Annotated in this window: 17 protein-coding genes; 2 read left to right on the forward strand and 15 right to left on the reverse strand. The window is 75.6% G+C overall.

The features are described from left to right. Positions 1–4 precede the first annotated feature (4 nt). Complete coding sequence (lysS, locus tag ABD160_RS11605; protein WP_344021396.1) at positions 5–1,519, reverse strand: lysine--tRNA ligase; 1,515 nt, start codon at positions 1,517–1,519, stop codon at positions 5–7. A 172-nt stretch (positions 1,520–1,691) separates the two neighbouring features. Between lysS and ABD160_RS11610 the strand changes: the two genes are divergently transcribed. Beyond that, positions 1,692–2,438 carry a class I SAM-dependent methyltransferase gene (locus tag ABD160_RS11610; RefSeq protein WP_344021398.1) on the forward strand — a complete coding sequence of 249 codons (747 nt, stop codon included), beginning with the start codon at positions 1,692–1,694 and terminating at the stop codon, positions 2,436–2,438. Between the two features lie 4 nt (positions 2,439–2,442). On the opposite strand, the gene ABD160_RS11615 is transcribed toward ABD160_RS11610, so the two are convergent. From ABD160_RS11615 to ftsH, 11 genes are all read right to left on the reverse strand, one after another. After that, on the reverse strand, positions 2,443–3,255 hold the full coding sequence (locus ABD160_RS11615) for a type III pantothenate kinase (protein ID WP_344021400.1): 813 nt from the start codon (positions 3,253–3,255) through the stop codon (positions 2,443–2,445). A 3-nt stretch (positions 3,256–3,258) separates the two neighbouring features. Beyond that, the gene (panD, locus tag ABD160_RS11620) at positions 3,259–3,669 is read right to left on the reverse strand and encodes an aspartate 1-decarboxylase (protein ID WP_344021402.1); all 411 of its coding nucleotides are present in this window, start codon (positions 3,667–3,669) and stop codon (positions 3,259–3,261) included. Between the two features lie 14 nt (positions 3,670–3,683). Beyond that, a complete protein-coding gene (gene panC, locus ABD160_RS11625) occupies positions 3,684–4,556 on the reverse strand; it encodes a pantoate--beta-alanine ligase (RefSeq protein ID WP_344021404.1) in 873 nt (290 codons plus the stop codon). Further along, positions 4,553–5,476 (reverse strand): Rossmann-like and DUF2520 domain-containing protein, encoded by a 924-nt coding sequence (locus ABD160_RS11630; RefSeq protein ID WP_344021406.1) that lies wholly within the window; start codon positions 5,474–5,476, stop codon positions 4,553–4,555. The genes panC and ABD160_RS11630 overlap by 4 nt, the downstream gene beginning before the upstream one ends. A gap of 145 nt (positions 5,477–5,621) precedes the next feature. Further along, the gene (locus ABD160_RS11635; RefSeq protein ID WP_344021408.1) at positions 5,622–7,214 is read right to left on the reverse strand and encodes a PrsW family intramembrane metalloprotease; all 1,593 of its coding nucleotides are present in this window, start codon (positions 7,212–7,214) and stop codon (positions 5,622–5,624) included. A gap of 76 nt (positions 7,215–7,290) precedes the next feature. Further along, a complete protein-coding gene (locus tag ABD160_RS11640; protein ID WP_344021410.1) occupies positions 7,291–7,818 on the reverse strand; it encodes a DUF3180 domain-containing protein in 528 nt (175 codons plus the stop codon). Beyond that, a complete protein-coding gene (folK, locus tag ABD160_RS11645; protein ID WP_344021412.1) occupies positions 7,815–8,336 on the reverse strand; it encodes a 2-amino-4-hydroxy-6-hydroxymethyldihydropteridine diphosphokinase in 522 nt (173 codons plus the stop codon). Before folK ends, ABD160_RS11640 begins: the two co-directional genes overlap by 4 nt. Further along, entirely contained in the window at positions 8,333–8,698 is a 366-nt protein-coding gene (folB, locus tag ABD160_RS11650) for a dihydroneopterin aldolase (RefSeq protein WP_344021414.1), read from the reverse strand. Before folB ends, folK begins: the two co-directional genes overlap by 4 nt. Beyond that, positions 8,691–9,536 (reverse strand): dihydropteroate synthase, encoded by an 846-nt coding sequence (gene folP, locus ABD160_RS11655; protein WP_344021761.1) that lies wholly within the window; start codon positions 9,534–9,536, stop codon positions 8,691–8,693. The genes folB and folP overlap by 8 nt, the downstream gene beginning before the upstream one ends. Before the next feature lie 49 nt (positions 9,537–9,585). Continuing rightward, positions 9,586–10,200, reverse strand: a complete 615-nt coding sequence (folE, locus tag ABD160_RS11660; protein WP_425563602.1) for a GTP cyclohydrolase I FolE — start codon at positions 10,198–10,200, stop codon at positions 9,586–9,588. 32 nt (positions 10,201–10,232) lie between these two features. Next, positions 10,233–12,893 (reverse strand): ATP-dependent zinc metalloprotease FtsH, encoded by a 2,661-nt coding sequence (ftsH, locus tag ABD160_RS11665; RefSeq protein WP_344021416.1) that lies wholly within the window; start codon positions 12,891–12,893, stop codon positions 10,233–10,235. A 347-nt stretch (positions 12,894–13,240) separates the two neighbouring features. On the opposite strand from ftsH, the gene ABD160_RS11670 reads away from it, so the two are divergent. Next, positions 13,241–14,221 (forward strand): S1 family serine peptidase, encoded by a 981-nt coding sequence (locus ABD160_RS11670; RefSeq protein WP_344021418.1) that lies wholly within the window; start codon positions 13,241–13,243, stop codon positions 14,219–14,221. 19 nt (positions 14,222–14,240) lie between these two features. On the opposite strand, the gene hpt is transcribed toward ABD160_RS11670, so the two are convergent. The 3 genes from hpt to ABD160_RS11685 form a co-directional block, all read right to left on the reverse strand. Further along, the gene (hpt, locus tag ABD160_RS11675; protein WP_344021420.1) at positions 14,241–14,801 is read right to left on the reverse strand and encodes a hypoxanthine phosphoribosyltransferase; all 561 of its coding nucleotides are present in this window, start codon (positions 14,799–14,801) and stop codon (positions 14,241–14,243) included. Positions 14,802–14,870: 69 nt separating this feature from the next. Further along, positions 14,871–15,971, reverse strand: coding sequence for a tRNA lysidine(34) synthetase TilS (gene tilS, locus ABD160_RS11680; protein ID WP_425563603.1), 1,101 nt, complete (start codon positions 15,969–15,971; stop codon positions 14,871–14,873). A gap of 1 nt (position 15,972) precedes the next feature. After that, on the reverse strand, positions 15,973–17,070 hold the full coding sequence (locus ABD160_RS11685) for a zinc-dependent metalloprotease (protein ID WP_344021422.1): 1,098 nt from the start codon (positions 17,068–17,070) through the stop codon (positions 15,973–15,975). Positions 17,071–17,088: the final 18 nt, after the last annotated feature.

Below are 17,088 nucleotides of genomic sequence, written 5' to 3' on the forward strand. Positions count from 1 at the left end.
GTGCCTAGGATTCCCCGCGGACCAGCGGGAACAGGATGGTCTCCCGGATACCGAGTCCGGTCAGCGTCATCAGCAGCCGGTCGACGCCCATCCCGAGTCCGCCGGTCGGCGGCATCCCGTATTCCATGGCGCGCAAGAAGTCCTCGTCCAGCTGCATCGCCTCGGGATCGCCCGCCGCGGCCTTGAGCGACTGCGCCTGGAGCCGCTCCCGCTGCTCCACCGGGTCGACCAGCTCGGAGTACGCGGTCGCGAGCTCGACCCCGAACACGATCAGGTCCCAGGACTCCGACAATCGCGGGTCGTCCCGGTGCGCGCGGGTCAGCGGCCGCACCTCGACCGGGAAGTCGCGCACGAACGTCGGCTCGACGAGGGTGTGCTCGACGAGCTTCTCGAACAACTCCAGGACGATCTGTGCGGCCGTCGGATAATCGGTCACGTCGACGTCGTGCTCGGCCGCGATCCGCTGCAGATCCGACAGTTCCGTGTCCGGGCTCACAGCGCGTCCGACGGCATCGGAGACGGCACCGTAGAGCGTGATCGAACGCCACTCACCGCCGAGATCGTGTTCGGTGCCGTCGTGGTGCCGGACGGTCGTCGAGCCGAACAGCGCCCGCGCCGAGGACTGGATCAGCTCGCGCGTCAGCACGGCCATGTCGTCGTAGGTCGCGTATGCCTGGTACGCCTCGAGCATCGCGAACTCCGGCGAATGCGTCGAGTCGATCCCCTCGTTACGGAACACCCGGTTCAGCTCGAAGACCCGCTCGATACCGCCGACCACGCAGCGCTTCAGGAACAGCTCCGGCGCAATCCGCAGGTACAGATCGGAGCCGAGCGCGTTCGCGTGCGTCACGAACGGGCGCGCGGTCGCGCCGCCGTGCAGCAGCTGCAGCATCGGCGTCTCGACCTCGATGAAGTCGCGGCCGGTGAGCGCCTCGCGGACGGTCCGCAGCACGGTGGAGCGGGCCCGCACGGTCTCCCGCGCCTGCGGGCGGACGATCAGGTCGACGTAGCGCTGCCGGACCCGGTTCTCCTCGGAGAGCTCCTTGTGCGCGGTCGGCAGCGGGCGGACCGACTTCGAGACCATCGACCACTCGTCGGCCTGCACCGACAGCTCCCCCCGCCGGGAGGTGATCACCTCGCCGCGGACCAGCACGAAGTCGCCCAGATCGACCACCGACTTCCAGCGGGTCAGCTCGTCGGCGCCGACCCGGTCCAGCGACAGCATCGCCTGCAGCTCGGTGCCGTCGCCCTCGCGCAGCGTCGCGAAGCACAGCTTGCCGGTGTTCCGCACGAAGATCACCCGGCCGGCGACGGCGACCTTCTCCCCGGTCGCGGTGTCCGCGGGCAGATCGGGATGGGCGTCGCGGACCTGGCGCAGGGTGTGCGTGCGGGGCACCTGCACCGGATACGCCTCGGTGCCCGCGGCCAGCAGATCCGCGCGCTTCGCCCGGCGCACCCGCAGCTGCTCGGGCAGGTCCGCCTCGGATCCGGGGTCGCTCGGGGTGCCGGGAGTGTTCACGACCGGTCAGGCTATCGGCGCCGCCCGGGCCGCCCGGGCGTCACCCCCCGACGACGACCGGGCGCGCGCCCACCGCGTCGGAGGTCCCACGGGCCCGGGCGTCCCGGGTGGCGGGCACCGCCGGGAGCGGCTGCCGACCGGCGCCGTACCGCGAGACCTCTAGGGTCGGGCCGTGACCGATCCGTCCCGGGCTCGCAGCTTCGGACCCGCCGCTGCCGCGTACGACCGGTACCGGCCCGGCTACCCGGCGGCCGCCGTCGCCCACGCGCTGGCCGGTGCCGGGCCGCGGGTGCTCGATCTCGGCGCCGGCACCGGGAAGCTGACCGCGGCACTGGCCGCCGGGCGGCCCGGCGTCGTCGCCGTCGAACCGGATCCGGACATGCTCGCCGTGCTGCGCGCCCGGCTGCCGGAGGTGGACGCCCGGGCCGGCTCCGCCGAGGAGATCCCGCTCCCGGACGGCACCGTCGACGCGGTGCTCGTCGGGCAGGCGCTGCACTGGTTCGAGCCCGGCCGGGCGGCCGCCGAGATCGCCCGGGTGCTGGGTCCGGGCGGGGTGCTCGCGGCGCTGTGGAACGGGATGGACGGCGACGTCGGCTGGATCGCCCGGTTCGACGAGGTCCGCACCGGGAGCCCCCGCCCTGCGGACAACCCGGCAGGCGGCGGCGAGGGGATCATGCTGCCCGGGCGGCCGTGGTTCGGGCCGGCGGAGCAGACCGTCGTGCCCTGGTCCCGGCCGCACACCACCGAGGATCTGCTGGCCGAGCAGCGCACCCACTCCTGGGCGCTGACCGCCGATCCGGCCGACCGGGAGGCCGTGCTGGACCGGCTCCGCGGGTTCCTGGCGTCCTGCCCGGAGACCGCGGCCGGGCGGTTCGACCTGCCGATGCGCACGATCGTGCAGCGGGCCCGGCGCCGCTGAGCACTCAGCGGGCCGGGCGGTGGTGGCGCAGGTGGGTCAGTCGCAGGCCGTGCAGGGTGAGGTCCGGGACGTGCACGGTGACCGTGTCCGCCCGGCCGTACACCAGCTCGGCCAGCCCGCCGGTGACGGCCACGGTCACCGGCTGCGCGTCCGGGCCGAGCTCGGCCAGGATCCGGCGGACCAGGCCGTCGACCTGCCCGGCGGCGCCGTAGAGCACGCCGGCCTGGACGGCCTCGACCGTGGTCCGGCCGATCACCGAGCGGGGCTCGAGCAGGTCGACCGGGCGCAGCGAGGAGGCGCGCTCGGCGAGCGCCTGCATCGCGATGTCGATCCCGGGCGCCAGCGCGCCGCCGAGGAACTCGCCGCGCGCCGAGACGACGTCGATGTTCGTGCAGGTCCCGAGATCGACGCAGACGCAGGTGGTGCCGAACAGGTGGTGCGCGGCGAGGCTGTTCACCACCCGGTCGGCGCCGACCTCGCGCGGATGGTCGACCAGCAGCGGGACACCGGTGCGCACCCCCGGGCCGACGACCAGCGTCCGCATCCGGTCCGACCAGCGCGCCAGCAGGGTGCGCAGCTCGCGGGACGGGCCGGGGACGGTGGACAGCGCGGCGACCGCCGTCACCGCGGCGAACCGCGGCCCGAGCATCCCGGTGATCGTCAGGTCGAGCTCGTCGGCGGTGGCCCGGGTGTCGGTGCGCATCCGCCAGCGGTGCTCCGGCTCCGGGGTGAGCGAGGACGGGTCGGTCCCCGGCCCGGGCTCCGGGTAGAGCCCGAGCGAGACGTGGGTGTTCCCGACGTCGATGCAGAGCAGCACCGGCTACCGCGCCGCGGAGGACAGGAGCCCCGAGCCGGCCGGGGCGTGGCCGGGATCGGTGCCCAGCTCGGCGATCCGGTTGTCGGCGTCGACGAACACCACCCGGGACCGGTAGCCGCGCAGCTCCGCCTCGTCGTAGGCGCCGTAGGAGATCAGGATGACCAGGTCGCCGGGGTGCACCAGGTGCGCGGCGGCGCCGTTGATCCCGATCACCCCGGAGCCGGGCTCGCCGGTGATCACGTAGGTCTCCAGGCGGGCGCCGTTGGTGATGTCGACGATCGAGACCTGCTCGCCCTCCAGCAGGTCCGCCGCGGCCATCAGGTCGGCGTCGACGGTGACCGAGCCGACGTAGTGCAGGTCGGCCTGGGTGACGGTCGCGCGGTGGATCTTGGACTTCATCATCGTGCGGTACACGGGATCTCCTCGGATCAGAGCGCGACGGGGACGTTGTCGATCAGGCGGGTGCGGCCGAACCGGGCGGCGACCAGCAGCCGGGCGGCACCGGTGCCGGGCGGCGGGCCGAGGTCCGTCCCGCGCAGCGTCAGGTAGTCGAGCTCGATCCCGGGCACGCCGTCGAGCGCGGCCCGGGCGGCCGCCAGGACCGCGTCGTGGCCGCGGGCGGACACCCCGGCGCCCGCGGCGAGCGCCCGGGACAGCACCCCGGCGCGGACGCGCTGCTCGGGATCGAGGTAGACGTTGCGCGAGGACAGGGCCAGGCCGTCGTCCTCCCGGACGGTCGGCACGCCGACGATGTCCAGGCCGAAGTCCAGGTCGCGCACCATCCGGCGGATCAGGGTGAGCTGCTGGTAGTCCTTCTCGCCGAACACCGCCGCGTCCGGGGCGACGATGTGGAACAGCTTCGCGACGACGGTGAGCACGCCGTCGAAGTGGCCCGGCCGGACCGCGCCCTCCAGCTCCGCGCCGAGCGGTCCGGCCGAGACCCGGATCTCCGATCCGGGCGGGTACATGTGCTCGACGCCGGGGGTGAGGACCAGTTCGACGCCCTCCTCCCGGCAGGCGTCGAGATCGGCCTCCAGCGGGCGCGGGTAGCGGTCCAGGTCCTCCCCGGCACCGAACTGCAGCGGGTTCACGAAGATCGACACGACCGGGACGACGGCGCCCGGCATCCGCCGGGCGTGCCGGATCAGCTCGCGATGGCCCTCGTGCAGGGCGCCCATCGTCGGGATCAGCACGACCTTGCGGCCGGCGCCGCGCAGCGCCCGGGTCACCGGGGCCAGCTTCGCCGGATCGGCGTGCACGGTCAGCCGGCCGGTCGCGTAGCCGTTGCGGGTGGCGGTCACCGGTCCTCCTCCAGGGCCTTCTCGACGTCGTCCAGGGCGGCCCGGTCCAGCAGCCCGGCGGCCGCGGCCCGCCGGGCGGTCCGCCCGGCCAGCGCGCGGTAGCCCGCGGCCAGGTCGGGGTCCGCGGCCGTGATGCGTTCCAGATGGGTCCGGACGGTGCCCGAGTCACCCCGGGCGACCGGCCCGGTGAGCGCCCGGTCACCGTGCCGCAGCGCGTTGTCCAGGGCCGCCGACAGCAGCGGGGCGACCAGCCGGTCGGCGGGCCGCACGCCCGCCGACTCCAGCAGCTGCACGCAGTCCCCGACCAGCGTCATCAGGTGGTTGGCGCCGTGCGCCAGCGCCGCGTGGTAGAGCGGGCGGACCGCCTCGGGGATCCGCACCGGCTCGGCCGACATCTCCAGGACGAGCGCCTCGGCGACACTCCAGCCGACGGCGTCCCGGGGATCAGCCGCCCCGCTGTCGGCGTCGCCCGGTGCGGTCACCCCGACGCAGCAGGAGGCGAGCCGCTCGACGTCCTCGGGGCGGCCGGTGAAGGTCATCGCCGGGTGCAGGGCCAGCGGCAGCACCCCGTGCGCCGCGGCGGGCTCCAGCACGGCGACGCCGTGCGAGCCCGCGGTGTGCACCACGATCTGGCCGGGGCGGAAGCAGTCCGCGGCGGCGAGGCCGCGGACCAGGCCGGGCAGCACGTCGTCGGGGACGGCGAGGAGCACCAGGTCGGAACGGGTGCAGACCTCGTCCGGCGGCAGCAGGGGGACGTCCGGGAGCAGCTCGGCGGCCCGGCGCAGCGAGGCTCGGGACACCCCCGAGGCGGCGACGACGTGATGGCCCGCGTTGGCGAGGGCGGCCCCCAGCACCGAACCGACACGGCCGGCGGAGACCACGCCCACGGCGAGCCGCGCAGGGCGGCCGGCATCGTTCACTTCTCAGTCCGTTTCCTCCCGCTCCGGTCCGTGTCGGTACCGGTCGGGCAATCCGCGGTGCACGCGACCTCCGGTGGCCGCGCCAGCCGCGAGGGTAGACGCGCCCGGGAACCCCCGAGCACCCGCTATGACGGGATTCACCTGATCACGGCCTGCGCATCGGGCGGGTCGGACCGGGGTCGCCGGGATCGTCGTGGTGGCGGCCGCGGGGCTCGGGTCCGGCGGGGCGCTCGACCGGCCGGGTGGCGCCCTCGCCCGGGTCCGGCCCGGGGCGTGCCGGATCGGGTTCGGCGGCGCGGCGCGGATCGGGGGCCGGCGTCGGCCCGGCGCCCGGGTAGGGGCCGGGGCCCGGGTTGTGGCCGGGGCCCGGGCCGGGTCCCGGGCCGGGTCCCGGTGCCCCCGCCCACGGCGCTCCGCCCCTCGGGCGGGGCGGCGCCCAGCCCCGGGGCGGGCCGTCGCCCCCCGGCGGCACGTCGTCGAAGGTCGGGATCCGGTGCGCCCCGGAGAAGCTGCCGTCCGGGGCGGCGGGGGGCGGCGGCTCCCAGCCCGAGGGCCGCTGCCGGGCCCAGGCCGCGACCAGCGCCTCCGGCACCCCCACCGCGATCGCCCGGGTCCGCAGCACGGCGGCCAGCTTCTCGTCGTGCAGGGCGCGCGCCGACTCCCGCACCGCACCGCGGGCGATCCGGTTCCGCATGAACGCCAGCTCGGTGACCGCGGCCTGGTAGTCGGCGACCGCCTTGGCCGTGGCCCGGCCGGAGCGCTTCCGGACCAGCGCCCGCCAGCCCTTCCGCCGGGAGAGCCGGGCCAGCAGCGGCACCTCGCTGGGCGCGATCCAGCCGGCCGCGGCGAACCCGGGGAGCTGGGCGGCGACGATCCGCGCCTCGCGGCGGCGGGCGTAGACCACCAGCATGACCAGGCCGGCGAAGATCGGGACCATCACGAAGGCGTAGATCTGGAAGAAGCCGCCGGGCGTCGCGGCCAGCACGGATGCGCCGTTCCACAGCGCGTGCAGCACCACCGCGGCGACGTAGCCGGCGGCGAGCGCCAGCACCCGGAGGCCGACGCTGCGACTGGCCACCGCCACCCCGGCCGCGATGCCGATCATGCAGGTGAACAGCGGGTGCGCGAACGGCGAGGCGACGCCGCGCATGAACAGCGTCGCGAGCACGCCCGCCGCCGCCGGGTCGGAGACCGCCCGGCCGAGATAGAGGATGTTCTCGCTGAACGCGAAGCCGGCGCCGACGATCCCGGCGTAGACGATGCCGTCGATGATGCCGTCGAACTCGCGGCGCCGGAACAGCAGCAGGCCGACCAGGAACAGCCCCTTGGCGAACTCCTCCACGATCGGCGCGACGACGACCGGGCCGAACAGGTCGCCGGCGCCGCGCCCGGCCGCGGCGTCGAGCACCACCGAGGCGCTGGTGTTGATCAGCAGCGAGACGAGCGCCGCGAAGCCGGCGCCCCAGAGGAACGCGCCCATCAGCATCCGCGGCGGTTCCGGCTCCCACCGGTCGACCCACAGGAACGCGGCGACCACCGGGACGACCGGGAGCAGCGCGGCGAGGGTGCCGACGACGACGCCGGCCGTCCCGACCGCCCGCTGCAGGATCCCGATCGTGATGACGGTCAGCAGCGCGAGGACGACGAGCCCGACGACCGGGAGCAGGACCCCGCGCCGCTTCGCCGAGGGGGCCGGCACCGGGGCGTAGGTGCGTCCGGACACGGCGGGAGATCCCATGGTCCGGAAGCCTAGAGAACTCGCCGCCGGTGCACCCGTCGCACGCGCCGCCGGTCCGGGTCACACCGGCGCCGGATCAGGAGCGCGCGGCGCCGTCCGAGTCGTCGGGGTCCTCGGGCGCCCGGCAGCAGTACTCCAGCCAGAGCGCGCCGCCGACCAGCAGCAACGCGCAGACCAGCCCGATCCCGGCGGTCACGCTGTCCCGGAACGCGGCGACCACGACGTCGGCCCGCGGCACCGTGTGCACCAGCAGGCCCGCCCACAGCCCGGCGATCACCGCGCCGGCCACCGAGGACGCCTTCGCCAGGAGCACCGCCCGCGCGGCCACCAGCGGGGGCACCGGCGCGGCGCCGCCGCGGCGCTCGATCCGGCGGCGCAGCACGATCCCGACGCCGAACTCGGCGACGGCGAGCACCCCGATCGTGACCCCGGCCGCGACCGGCAGCGGCGGGATGGTCGAGTACGTCAGCTGGACGAGAATGTTGCCGAGCAGGGTCGCGACCACCGCGATCGCGATCAGGTCGCGGTACCGGGTCGGCGTCACCGTGGGCCGCGGGTCCTCGCCGGAGCCCGGGCGGTACCGGCCGGGTCCGGGGCCGGTCATCGCGGGCCGTCCGGGCGCAGCGGCAGGTCGTCGCGCCGGTGGACACCGGCGCAGCCGTCCGGGCCGAGCCGGTCCAGCAGGTCGGCGACCGGTCCGTGGCCGTGCAGGACGGCGCCGGGATCGGCGAGCAGCCACGGCAGCAGCACGGTCGCCCGCGCGGGCGTCCCGGGATGGGGCAGCAGCAGCTCGGGATCATCGGAGAGCACCGGCCCGTCCGGCCCGTCCACCTGCACGACGTCGACGTCGAGCGTCCGCGGGCCCCACCGCTGCTCGCGGACCCGGCCGGCGGCGTCCTCGAGTGCCTGGCCACGGCGCAGCCAGCCCCACGCGTCCCGCGCGGGATCGTCGGCGACGACCACCGCGTTCAGGAAGTCCGGCTGGTCGGTGACCCCCCACGGTGCGGTCTCGAACACCGGCGAGACGGCGACGAGGGCAGGCCCCAGGTCCGCGACGACGGCCCGCAGGTGGCCGATCCGGTCGCCCAGGTTGGAGCCGAGGGAGAGCACGGCGCGGGTCACGCCCGGCTCCGGCGCAGCACGACCGCGACGTCGTCGAAGGTCAGCGGGATCGGCGCGGACGGCTTGTGCAGGGTCACCTCGACCTCGCGGATGCGCCCGTCGGAGCCGAGGACCGCGTCGGCGACGGAGCCGGCGACCGACTCGATCAGGTTCCGGGGCGGCCCGCCCACGACGGTCGCGGCGAGCTGGGCGAGCGCGCCGTAGTCGAGGGTGTCGGCCAGCTCGTCGGACGCCGCCGCGGCGGTCAGGTCGGCGTGCACGACCAGGTCGACGACGAACTCCTGGCCGTCGCGGCGCTCGTGGGCGAAGACCCCGTGCGTGCCGCGGACCCGCAGCCCGCGCAGCTCGATGCGGTCACTCACCGCCCGGCCCCCGGGACGATCCGGGCGTGGACCGGGCCCGGGTCGCACCCAGCCGGCAGGCTGCGCTCACCGCGACGGCGTCCATCGTGGACTCGACGTCGTGCACCCGGACGCCCCAGGCGCCGGCGTTCGCGGCGATCGCGCTGATCGCGGCGGTGGCGATCTCGCGCCCGGCGGGCGGGCGCGGGGTGCCGTCCTCGGCGGCCAGCAGCTCACCGAGGAAGCGCTTGCGCGACGCACCGACCAGCACCGGGAAGCCCAGCCCGACGAGCACGTCGAGGCGGCGCAGCAGTGCCCAGTTGTGCGCGGCCGTCTTCGCGAAGCCGAGGCCGGGATCGAGCACGATCCGGCCCGGATCGACCCCGGCCATCACCGCGTGGTCCACCCGGGCGACGAGCTCCTGGCGCACCTCGCCGATGACGTCCTCGTAGCCGGCCAGCTGCTGCATCGTGGAGCTGTGGCCGCGCCAGTGCATGAGCACCCAGGGCACCCGGGTCTCGGCGACGACGGCCGCCATCCGCGGATCGGCCAGGCCGCCAGAGACGTCGTTCACCATCGCGGCGCCCGCCTCGACGCAGGAGGCGGCGACCTCGGAGCGGGTGGTGTCGACGCTGACCCGGACGCCGGCGTCGACCAGCTCGCGGACCACCGGCAGCACCCGGTCCCGCTCGGTCGCCGCGTCCACCCGCTGCGCGCCCGGCCTGGTGGACTCGCCGCCGACGTCGACGAGATCGGCGCCTGCGTCGCGCATCGCGATCCCGTGCGCGACGGCGTGCGAGCGGTCCAGGTAGCGGCCGCCGTCGGAGAACGAGTCCGGGGTGACGTTGAGGATCCCCATCACCGCGCAGCGGCCCAGGTCGGGGAGGGTGCCGTCGGGGGCGACCACGTCAGGCCCCCCTGATCAATGACAGAGCCTCCGCGCGCGAGGAGGCGGAGCTCTTGAACAGGCCACGGACCGCCGAGGTGGTGGTGCGCGAGCCCGGCTTGCGGATGCCGCGCATGGCCATGCACAGGTGCTCGGCCTCCATCACGACGATCACCGCGCGCGGGTTCAGCTTGCGCACCAGCGCGTCGGCGACCTGGGCGGTGAGCCGCTCCTGCACCTGCGGGCGCTTGGCGTAGAGATCGACCACCCGGGCGATCTTGGACAGGCCGGTGACCTGGCCGTCGACCGCCGGGATGTAGCCGACGTGCGCCACCCCGTGGAAGGGCACCAGGTGGTGCTCGCAGGTCGAGAACATCGGGATGTCCCTGACCAGCACGAGCTCGCCGTGGCCCTCGTCGAAGGTCTTCTCCAGCACCGTGTCCGGATCGACGAACAGCCCGGCGAAGATCTCGCCGTAGGCGCGGGCGACCCGGGCCGGGGTCTCCCGCAGGCCCTGGCGGTCCGGGTCCTCGCCGATCGCGATCAGCAGCTCGCGGACGGCGTTCTCGGCGCGGGCGAGGTCCACGCCCGCCGGCACGGCGTCGGTGATCCCGGCCGCGACGGCGGCCGGGTGCACGGTGCCCGGCTGGCCGTCCGTGGTCGACGTGCTCAGTGTCCTGCCTCCGGGTCGCTGCCCCGCCGGTTCTCGCCGGGCTCGGTCGTGCTGCCGCCGTCGGCGCCGGATCCGGTCCACGGGCCGTTGCGGGACGGGCCGCCCTGCTGCTGGTCCTCACCCTGGCCGGGTGCGGGCCGGCCGGGCTGCTGTGCCTGCTGGCCGCTCCAGTTCGGCGGCGGCCAGGTCTGGCCGCGCGGCGTCGTCGCCGGCCGCCAGTCCGGCGGGGCGCCGTAGTTCGGGGCGACGGCGGGCGGGGGCTGCGGGTAGCCGCCCTGGTAGCCGGTCCGGGCGGGACCGGCCGGGGCGCCGCCCCAGCCGTTGCCGCCCTGGGCGCCGTTGCCGTACGGCGCGCCGCCGTTCGGGGCACCGCCGTGGGGGGACCCGCCATGGGGGGCGCCACCATAGGAGGCTCCGCCGTTCGGGGACCCGCCGTTCGCGGCACCACCGTTCGGGGCGCCACCGTTCGGGGCGCCACCGTTCGGGGCACCACCGTTCGGGGCACCACCGGAGGGCGCGCTGCCCTGCGGTGCACTGCCCTGCGGTGCGCTGCCGTGCGGGGCGCCGTTGCCGTTCCCCGCGCCGTAGCCGCCGTCGTTCGGCGCGTCCGGCCGGGCCTGGGTCGATCCGCCGGCCGGGAACGGGGAGGCGCCGGGCATGCCCGGGGCGTCGCCGTATCCGTTGACGCCCGCACCCACCTGCGCCGGGGTCCGCTCCTGCTCGTCGGGCAGGACCTCGCCGCGCTCGTGCGCCAGCTCGCGCGGTGTCTTGATCGGGGGCTTCTCCGACGGCGTGCGCTCACCGAAGTCGTCGAACGCGGTGATCCGCGGCCGCTTCTCCACCGAGCCGAAGATCCGCTCCAGGTCGCGCCGGTTCAGGGTCTCCTTCTCCAGGAGCTCCAGCACCAGGTCGTCGAGCACGTCGCGGTAGGTGTTGAGGATCTCCCACGCCTCGGTGTGCGCCGCCTCGATCAGCTTGCGCACCTCCTCGTCGATCTCGTGGGCGATCTCCAGCGAGTAGTCCGCCTGGTTGCCCATCGACCGGCCGAGGAACGGATCGCCCTGCTCGCGGCCGTAGCGCACGGCGCCCAGCTTGGCGCTCATGCCGTACTCGGTGACCATCGCGCGGGCGATCTTGGTGGCCTGGTCGATGTCCGACGAGGCGCCCGTGGTCGGCTCGTGGAACACCAGCTCCTCGGCCGACCGGCCGCCCATCGCGAACACCAGGCGGGCGATCATCTCGGCCCGGGTCATCAGGCCCTTGTCGTCCTCCGGGACGACGAGCGCGTGCCCGCCGGTCCGGCCGCGCGGCAGGATCGTGAGCTTGTAGACCGGCTCCAGGTCCGGCATCGCCCACGCGGCCAGCGCGTGCCCGCCCTCGTGGTAGGCGGTGATCTTCTTCTCCCGCTCGGAGACGATCTTCGACTTGCGCTTCGGGCCGCCGACCACGCGATCGACCGACTCCTCCAGCGCCGCGCCGTTGATCAGCGTGCCGTGCTCGCGGGCGGTCAGCAGGGCCGCCTCGTTGATCACGTTGGCGAGATCGGCGCCGGACATGCCGACGGTGCGCTTGGCGAGCGACTCGAAGTCGACGTCGTCGGCGAAGGGCTTGCCCTTGCTGTGCACGTTCAGGATCGCCCGGCGGCCGGCCAGGTCGGGGGCGCCGACCGGGATCTGCCGGTCGAACCGGCCCGGGCGCAGCAGCGCCGGGTCCAGGATGTCCGGCCGGTTGGTGGCGGCGATCAGGATGATGCCGCCGCGCGCGTCGAAGCCGTCCATCTCGACCAGCAGCTGGTTCAGCGTCTGCTCGCGCTCGTCGTGCCCGCCGCCGAGGCCCGCGCCGCGCTGCCGGCCGACCGCGTCGATCTCGTCGACGAAGATGATGCACGGCGCGTTCTGCTTGGCCTGCTCGAACAGGTCCCGCACCCGGGAGGCACCGACACCGACGAACATCTCGACGAAGTCGGAGCCGGAGATCGTGTAGAACGGCACGCCCGCCTCGCCGGCGACCGCGCGGGCCAGCAGCGTCTTGCCGGTGCCGGGCGGGCCGTAGAGCAGCACGCCCTTCGGGATCTTCGCGCCCAGCGCCTGGTAGCGGGCCGGGTTCTGCAGGAAGTCCTTGATCTCGTGGAGCTCCTCGACCGCCTCGTCGGAGCCCGCCACGTCCGCGAACGTGTTCTTCGGCATGTCCTTGTTCAGCTGCTTGGCCTTGGACTTGCCGAAGCTCATCACGCGGTTCCCGCCGCCCTGGGCGTTGTTCAGGAACCAGAACAGGATGATCAGCACCAGCGCCAGCGGGATCATCATGATCAGCAGCGAGGACAGGAACGAGTCCTGGCGCACCACGGTGTCGTACTCGCCGATGCCCGGGACCCCGCGCAGCGAGTCGAAGATCTGCCCGGACAGCTGGGCCGGGTACTGGGTGATGAGCTGGGTCTCGCCGTCGACCGGCGTGTTCAGGGTCAGCCGGAGCTGCTGCTCGCGGTCCTCGACGAGGGCGTCACGGACGTTGCCCTCCTGGATCTGCGCGAGCGCCACCGAGGTCGGGACCTCCGTGTAGCCCCGGGTGTCGTCGAACATGAAGCTGAACCCGAGATAGATCAGGAGCGCGACGAGGATCCAGATCAACGGGTTGCGGAGCAGGCGCTTGCGATCCATGCAACGTCGGCCTGGGTGGCCTTCACCTTCCCGAGAGTGGTTCACGGCAGCGGCGGCGGAGAGTGCGACCGCCCCGCCGGACGGCCCTGACCCGCCAGGATAGCCGCACGCCGGAGCGAGCGCGCCGGGCGGATCCGGCTGTCGACGACCGTTCCCGGCCGTCCACCCGATCAACGCCCGGCCGACCTGCCCGGTTCCCCCACAGGGGTGTCCCGCCGCACACCTGCCGCGCGGGGTGTGGGACAACTGTGCGGCACGCTCGGTGCCGGACCGGCGGCACACCGCGCTCGGGTCCTGCTCCGTCCGGCCGAACCGGGCTGGTCTGCGGGTCGGGAGGGGCGGATCGGATGACATGGCGCGCTGGCGGCGGTGCCCGCCGGACGGTGCCGGCGCTGGCGGTCGGTCTGGCCGTCTCGGCCGCGCTGACCCTGGCCGTCGCGCCGTCGGTCCCGCCGGCCGCGGAGCCGGCCCCGCCGGGGACCCGGCCGGCCGGGACCGTGACCACCGCCCGCGCCGAGCCGGTGCCCGCCCGCCCGGCGGTCCTGCCGGGCCCGGCGCCGGTCGGGCCGGGTGTGGTGACCGAGACCGCGGGCGCCGGGCTGTGCACCGCCGGGTTCGTGTTCACCTCCGGCGACCGGACCTTCCTCGCGCAGGCCGCGCACTGCGGCGGGACCGGCGACGAGACCGAGACCGACGGCTGCACCTCCGACGCGGTGCCGCTGGGCACCCCGGTGACCGTCCGGGGCACCGACCGCACGGTGACCGGGACCCTGGCGTGGAGCTCGTGGAACACGATGCAGGCCCGCGGCGAGCGCGACAGCGACACCTGCGCCTACAACGACCTGGCGCTGGTCGAGCTGCCCCGGGACGCCCGTTCCGCGGTGGGCGCCGCGGTGCCGTTCTTCGGCGGCCCGGACCGGGTCCGCACCGCAGCGCCGGCCGTCGGCACGCCGGTGTTCGGCCTGGCCAACCCGCCGGACGCGGCCGGGGTGCGCACCGTCGGGGCGCGGGCCGGGGCGATCGCCGGCGAGGTCGGCGGCGGCTGGGGGCACTCGGTGTACTCGCTGACGCCGGGCGTGGCCGGGGAGTCCGGCAGCCCGCTGCTGGACGGCGAGGGCCGCGCCGTCGGCGTCCTGTCCAGCCTGTCGACGACGGCGGACCGGCCCAGCATCGAGTACACCGACCTGGCCCGCGCGCTGGCCTACGCCGAGCGCACCGACGGCCCGCCGGGGCTGACGCTGGCCGCGGGCGCGCCGTTCACCGCGACCCCGCCCGGGGTGGACCCGCGGGCGCTGGCGCTGCCGGCCGGGCCCGGGCTCGGCCGCTGAGCCGCCGGCCGGGCACCGCTCAGGCGTAGACCTTCGGGTCCAGGGTGCCGATGTAGGGCAGGTCCCGGTAGCGCTCGGCGTAGTCCAGGCCGTACCCGACGACGAACTCGTTCGGGATGTCGAAGCCGACGTAGCGGACCGGCACGTCGACCTTCACCGCGTCCGGCTTGCGGAGCAGGGTGACCACCTCAAGCGAGGCGGGCGAGCGGGTCTGCAGGTTGCCGCGCAGCCAGTTCAGGGTCAGCCCGGAGTCGATGATGTCCTCGACGATCAGCACGTGCCTGCCCGCGATGTCGCGGTCGAGGTCCTTGAGGATGCGCACCACGCCGGACGACGAGGTGGACGAGCCGTAGGAGCTCACCGCCATGAACTCGAGCTGGGTCGGCAGCGGCAGCGCCCTGGCGAAGTCGGTCATGAACATGACCGCGCCCTTGAGCACGCCGATCAGCACCAGGTCGTGCTCCCGGCCGCCCTGCACGACGTCGGCGTAGTCCTCGGCGACCTGTCGGGCCAGCTCGGCGGTCTTGTCCCGCACCTGCTCCTCGGTGACCAGCACCGACGAGATGTCACCGTCGTACACGCGCTCACGTCTCCCTCGTGCCCGGCACCCACCGGTCCCGGCCGGCTCTCCGCCACCGGGCGGTCTCGGTCACGCCCGGTCACGCCCCCAGCGACGGCGGCGCAGCACGAGCCTGCCACGCGTGCGGACCAGCTCCAAGCCGCCGCCGAGGGCGGGTCCGCCCTGCCCGCGCCACCGGCCGACGAGATCGTCGGCGCGCCGCAGCTGCTCGTCGGTGAGGGCCAGTACGCCGTGCCCGGTGAGCCATTCACGCAGCACCCGGCGGCGCACGGCGGCCGCAGCGGTGACCAGGACCGCGGTGTCGAGAGCGGGCGCGATCGGGTCGCCGGGGCCGGCGGCGGGCGGTCCGGCGGGCCCCGGCGGGCCGGGCGCGGGGCTGTCGCTGTCGCTCAGATCACCCGCCGGCGCGGGTGCCGGCGGGTCCGGCGGACCGGTGCGGGAGGCGAGCTCCCGCAGCCGCACCGCCGCCTCGGTGAGGGCGGCGTCGTCGTCGGCCAGCTGGGCGGCGGTGCGGGCGAGCGCCGGGGCGACGCCGCCGCCCAGGACCTCCTCCAGCAGCGGCAGCACCTCCCGGCGCAGCCGCACCCGGGTGAACCGCGGATCGGCGTTGTGCGGGTCGTCCCAGACCGGCAGCCCGAGCTCGGCGCAGGCGGCGACGGTGTCCGCCCGGCGCAGGCCCAGCAGCGGGCGCAGCCAGGGCGCCGACCAGGGCCGCATGCCGGCGAGCGAGCGCGCCCCGGATCCGCGGGCCAGCCCGAGCAGCACCGTCTCGGCCTGGTCGTCGAGGGTGTGCCCGAGCAGCACCGGCGACGACGGGCCGGGGCGGGCGGCCAGCAGCGCCGCCCGGCGGGCCCGGCGGGCGGCGGCCTCGGTGCCGCCCGGGCCGGTCACCCGGACCGCCTGCACCGCGGCGTCCACCCCGGCGCGGCGCAGCGCGGCGGCGAGCTCCGCGGAGCGTTCCGCGGAACCGTCCTGCAGGCCGTGGTCGACGACGAGCGCGTGCACCGGACCGTCGACGACCTCGCGGACGGCGTGCACCAGGGCCGTGGAGTCGGCGCCGCCCGAGCAGCCGACCAGCGGCGCCGCGCGACCGGGCCGGTCGGGGTCGCCGAGCAGGCCGAACGCCTCGCGCACCGCCGCCAGCACCCGCCGCGCGGCCGGAGGGGTCACCTCAGCCGGCGCGGCGCAGCCACGCCTGCGGCTCGGCGAGCTCGGCCCGGGTCGGCAGGGTCTGCGGCGACTCCCAGACCCGGTTGAGGCCGTCCATCCCGACGGCGGCCTCGATCTCCCGGCAGAACGCCGCGCCGACCGCGTACTGCCGCATCTTCGCCTCCACGCCCAGCAGCGTCCGCAGCAGCCGGTCGACCAGCCCGCCGCCGCGGCGGCGCTCGGTGAACCGGCGGCGGATCACCGCGACGTCCGGCACGACGTCCGGGCCGACCGCGTCCATCACGTGATCGGCGTGCCCCTCCAGCAGGGTGGACAGCGCGAGCAGCCGGTCGAGCACGGCCCGCTGCTCGGGGCCCTGCAGCAGCTCGACGAGCGCGAGCACGTCGCCCTTCTCGCCGTTCTCCCCGCGCATCGAGCGGATCGCCTCGGGCAGCCGGGTGAGCTTCGCGGTGTCCGGCTCCTGCAGCGACAGCAGCTCGGTGACCAGGCCGGCGAAGTGGTCGCGCAGCCACGGCACCGCGGTGAACTGCAGCCGGTGGGTGGCCTCGTGCAGGCAGACCCAGAGCCCGAACTGCTCGCCGTCGACGCCGAGGGTGCCGGTCGCGGCGTGCACGTTCGGGGCGACGACGATCAGCCGCCCGGCGCCGTCCGGGCCGCCGAACGGGTCGTACTGGCCGAGCACCCGGGCGCCGAGGTAGGCGAGCAGCGCACCGAGCTGGACGCCGGAGCCGGCCGCGGTGACGCTGCGCAGCGGCCACGGCGAGGCGGGCAGCTCGGCGCCGGAGGTCAGCGCGTTCATGCCCTCGGTGGCGGCCCGCGCCCAGGCCGGGCGGTCCAGGACGTCGGCGGGCAGCAGCGGCAGGCCCGCGCCGAGGCCGGTGACCTCGCGGACGTGCCCCTCGGCGCGCGCCGAGTCGGTGCGCAGCCGCTCGACCAGCTCGCGCGCGGCCGCCGGGGTGGTGCGCGGGCCGGCCGGCATCAGCCGGGTCGCGGTGCTCGCCGCCAGCGACCAGTTGACGGGCAGGCCCCGCGCGGCGCGCCGGTCGGACGCGGGTGCGGGATCGGTCACGGTGGCCGGGCCGGTCGCGTCGGGCTGCATGGCCGCCACGCTACCCGC

The sequence above is a fragment of the Pseudonocardia kongjuensis genome, assembly GCF_039526905.1.
GTDB classification, from domain to species: Bacteria; Actinomycetota; Actinomycetes; order Mycobacteriales; family Pseudonocardiaceae; genus Pseudonocardia; species Pseudonocardia kongjuensis.

Coding starts and splice junctions, on each gene's coding strand:
- ABD160_RS11685 (WP_344021422.1), bottom strand. CDS start 17,070: ATGCAGCCCGACGCGACCGGCCCGGCCACCGTGACCGATCCCGCACCC.
- ABD160_RS11670 (WP_344021418.1), top strand. CDS start 13,241: ATGACATGGCGCGCTGGCGGCGGTGCCCGCCGGACGGTGCCGGCGCTG.
- ABD160_RS11640 (WP_344021410.1), bottom strand. CDS start 7,818: ATGACCGGCCCCGGACCCGGCCGGTACCGCCCGGGCTCCGGCGAGGAC.
- ftsH (WP_344021416.1), bottom strand. CDS start 12,893: ATGGATCGCAAGCGCCTGCTCCGCAACCCGTTGATCTGGATCCTCGTC.
- folP (WP_344021761.1), bottom strand. CDS start 9,536: ATGGGGATCCTCAACGTCACCCCGGACTCGTTCTCCGACGGCGGCCGC.
- ABD160_RS11635 (WP_344021408.1), bottom strand. CDS start 7,214: ATGGGATCTCCCGCCGTGTCCGGACGCACCTACGCCCCGGTGCCGGCC.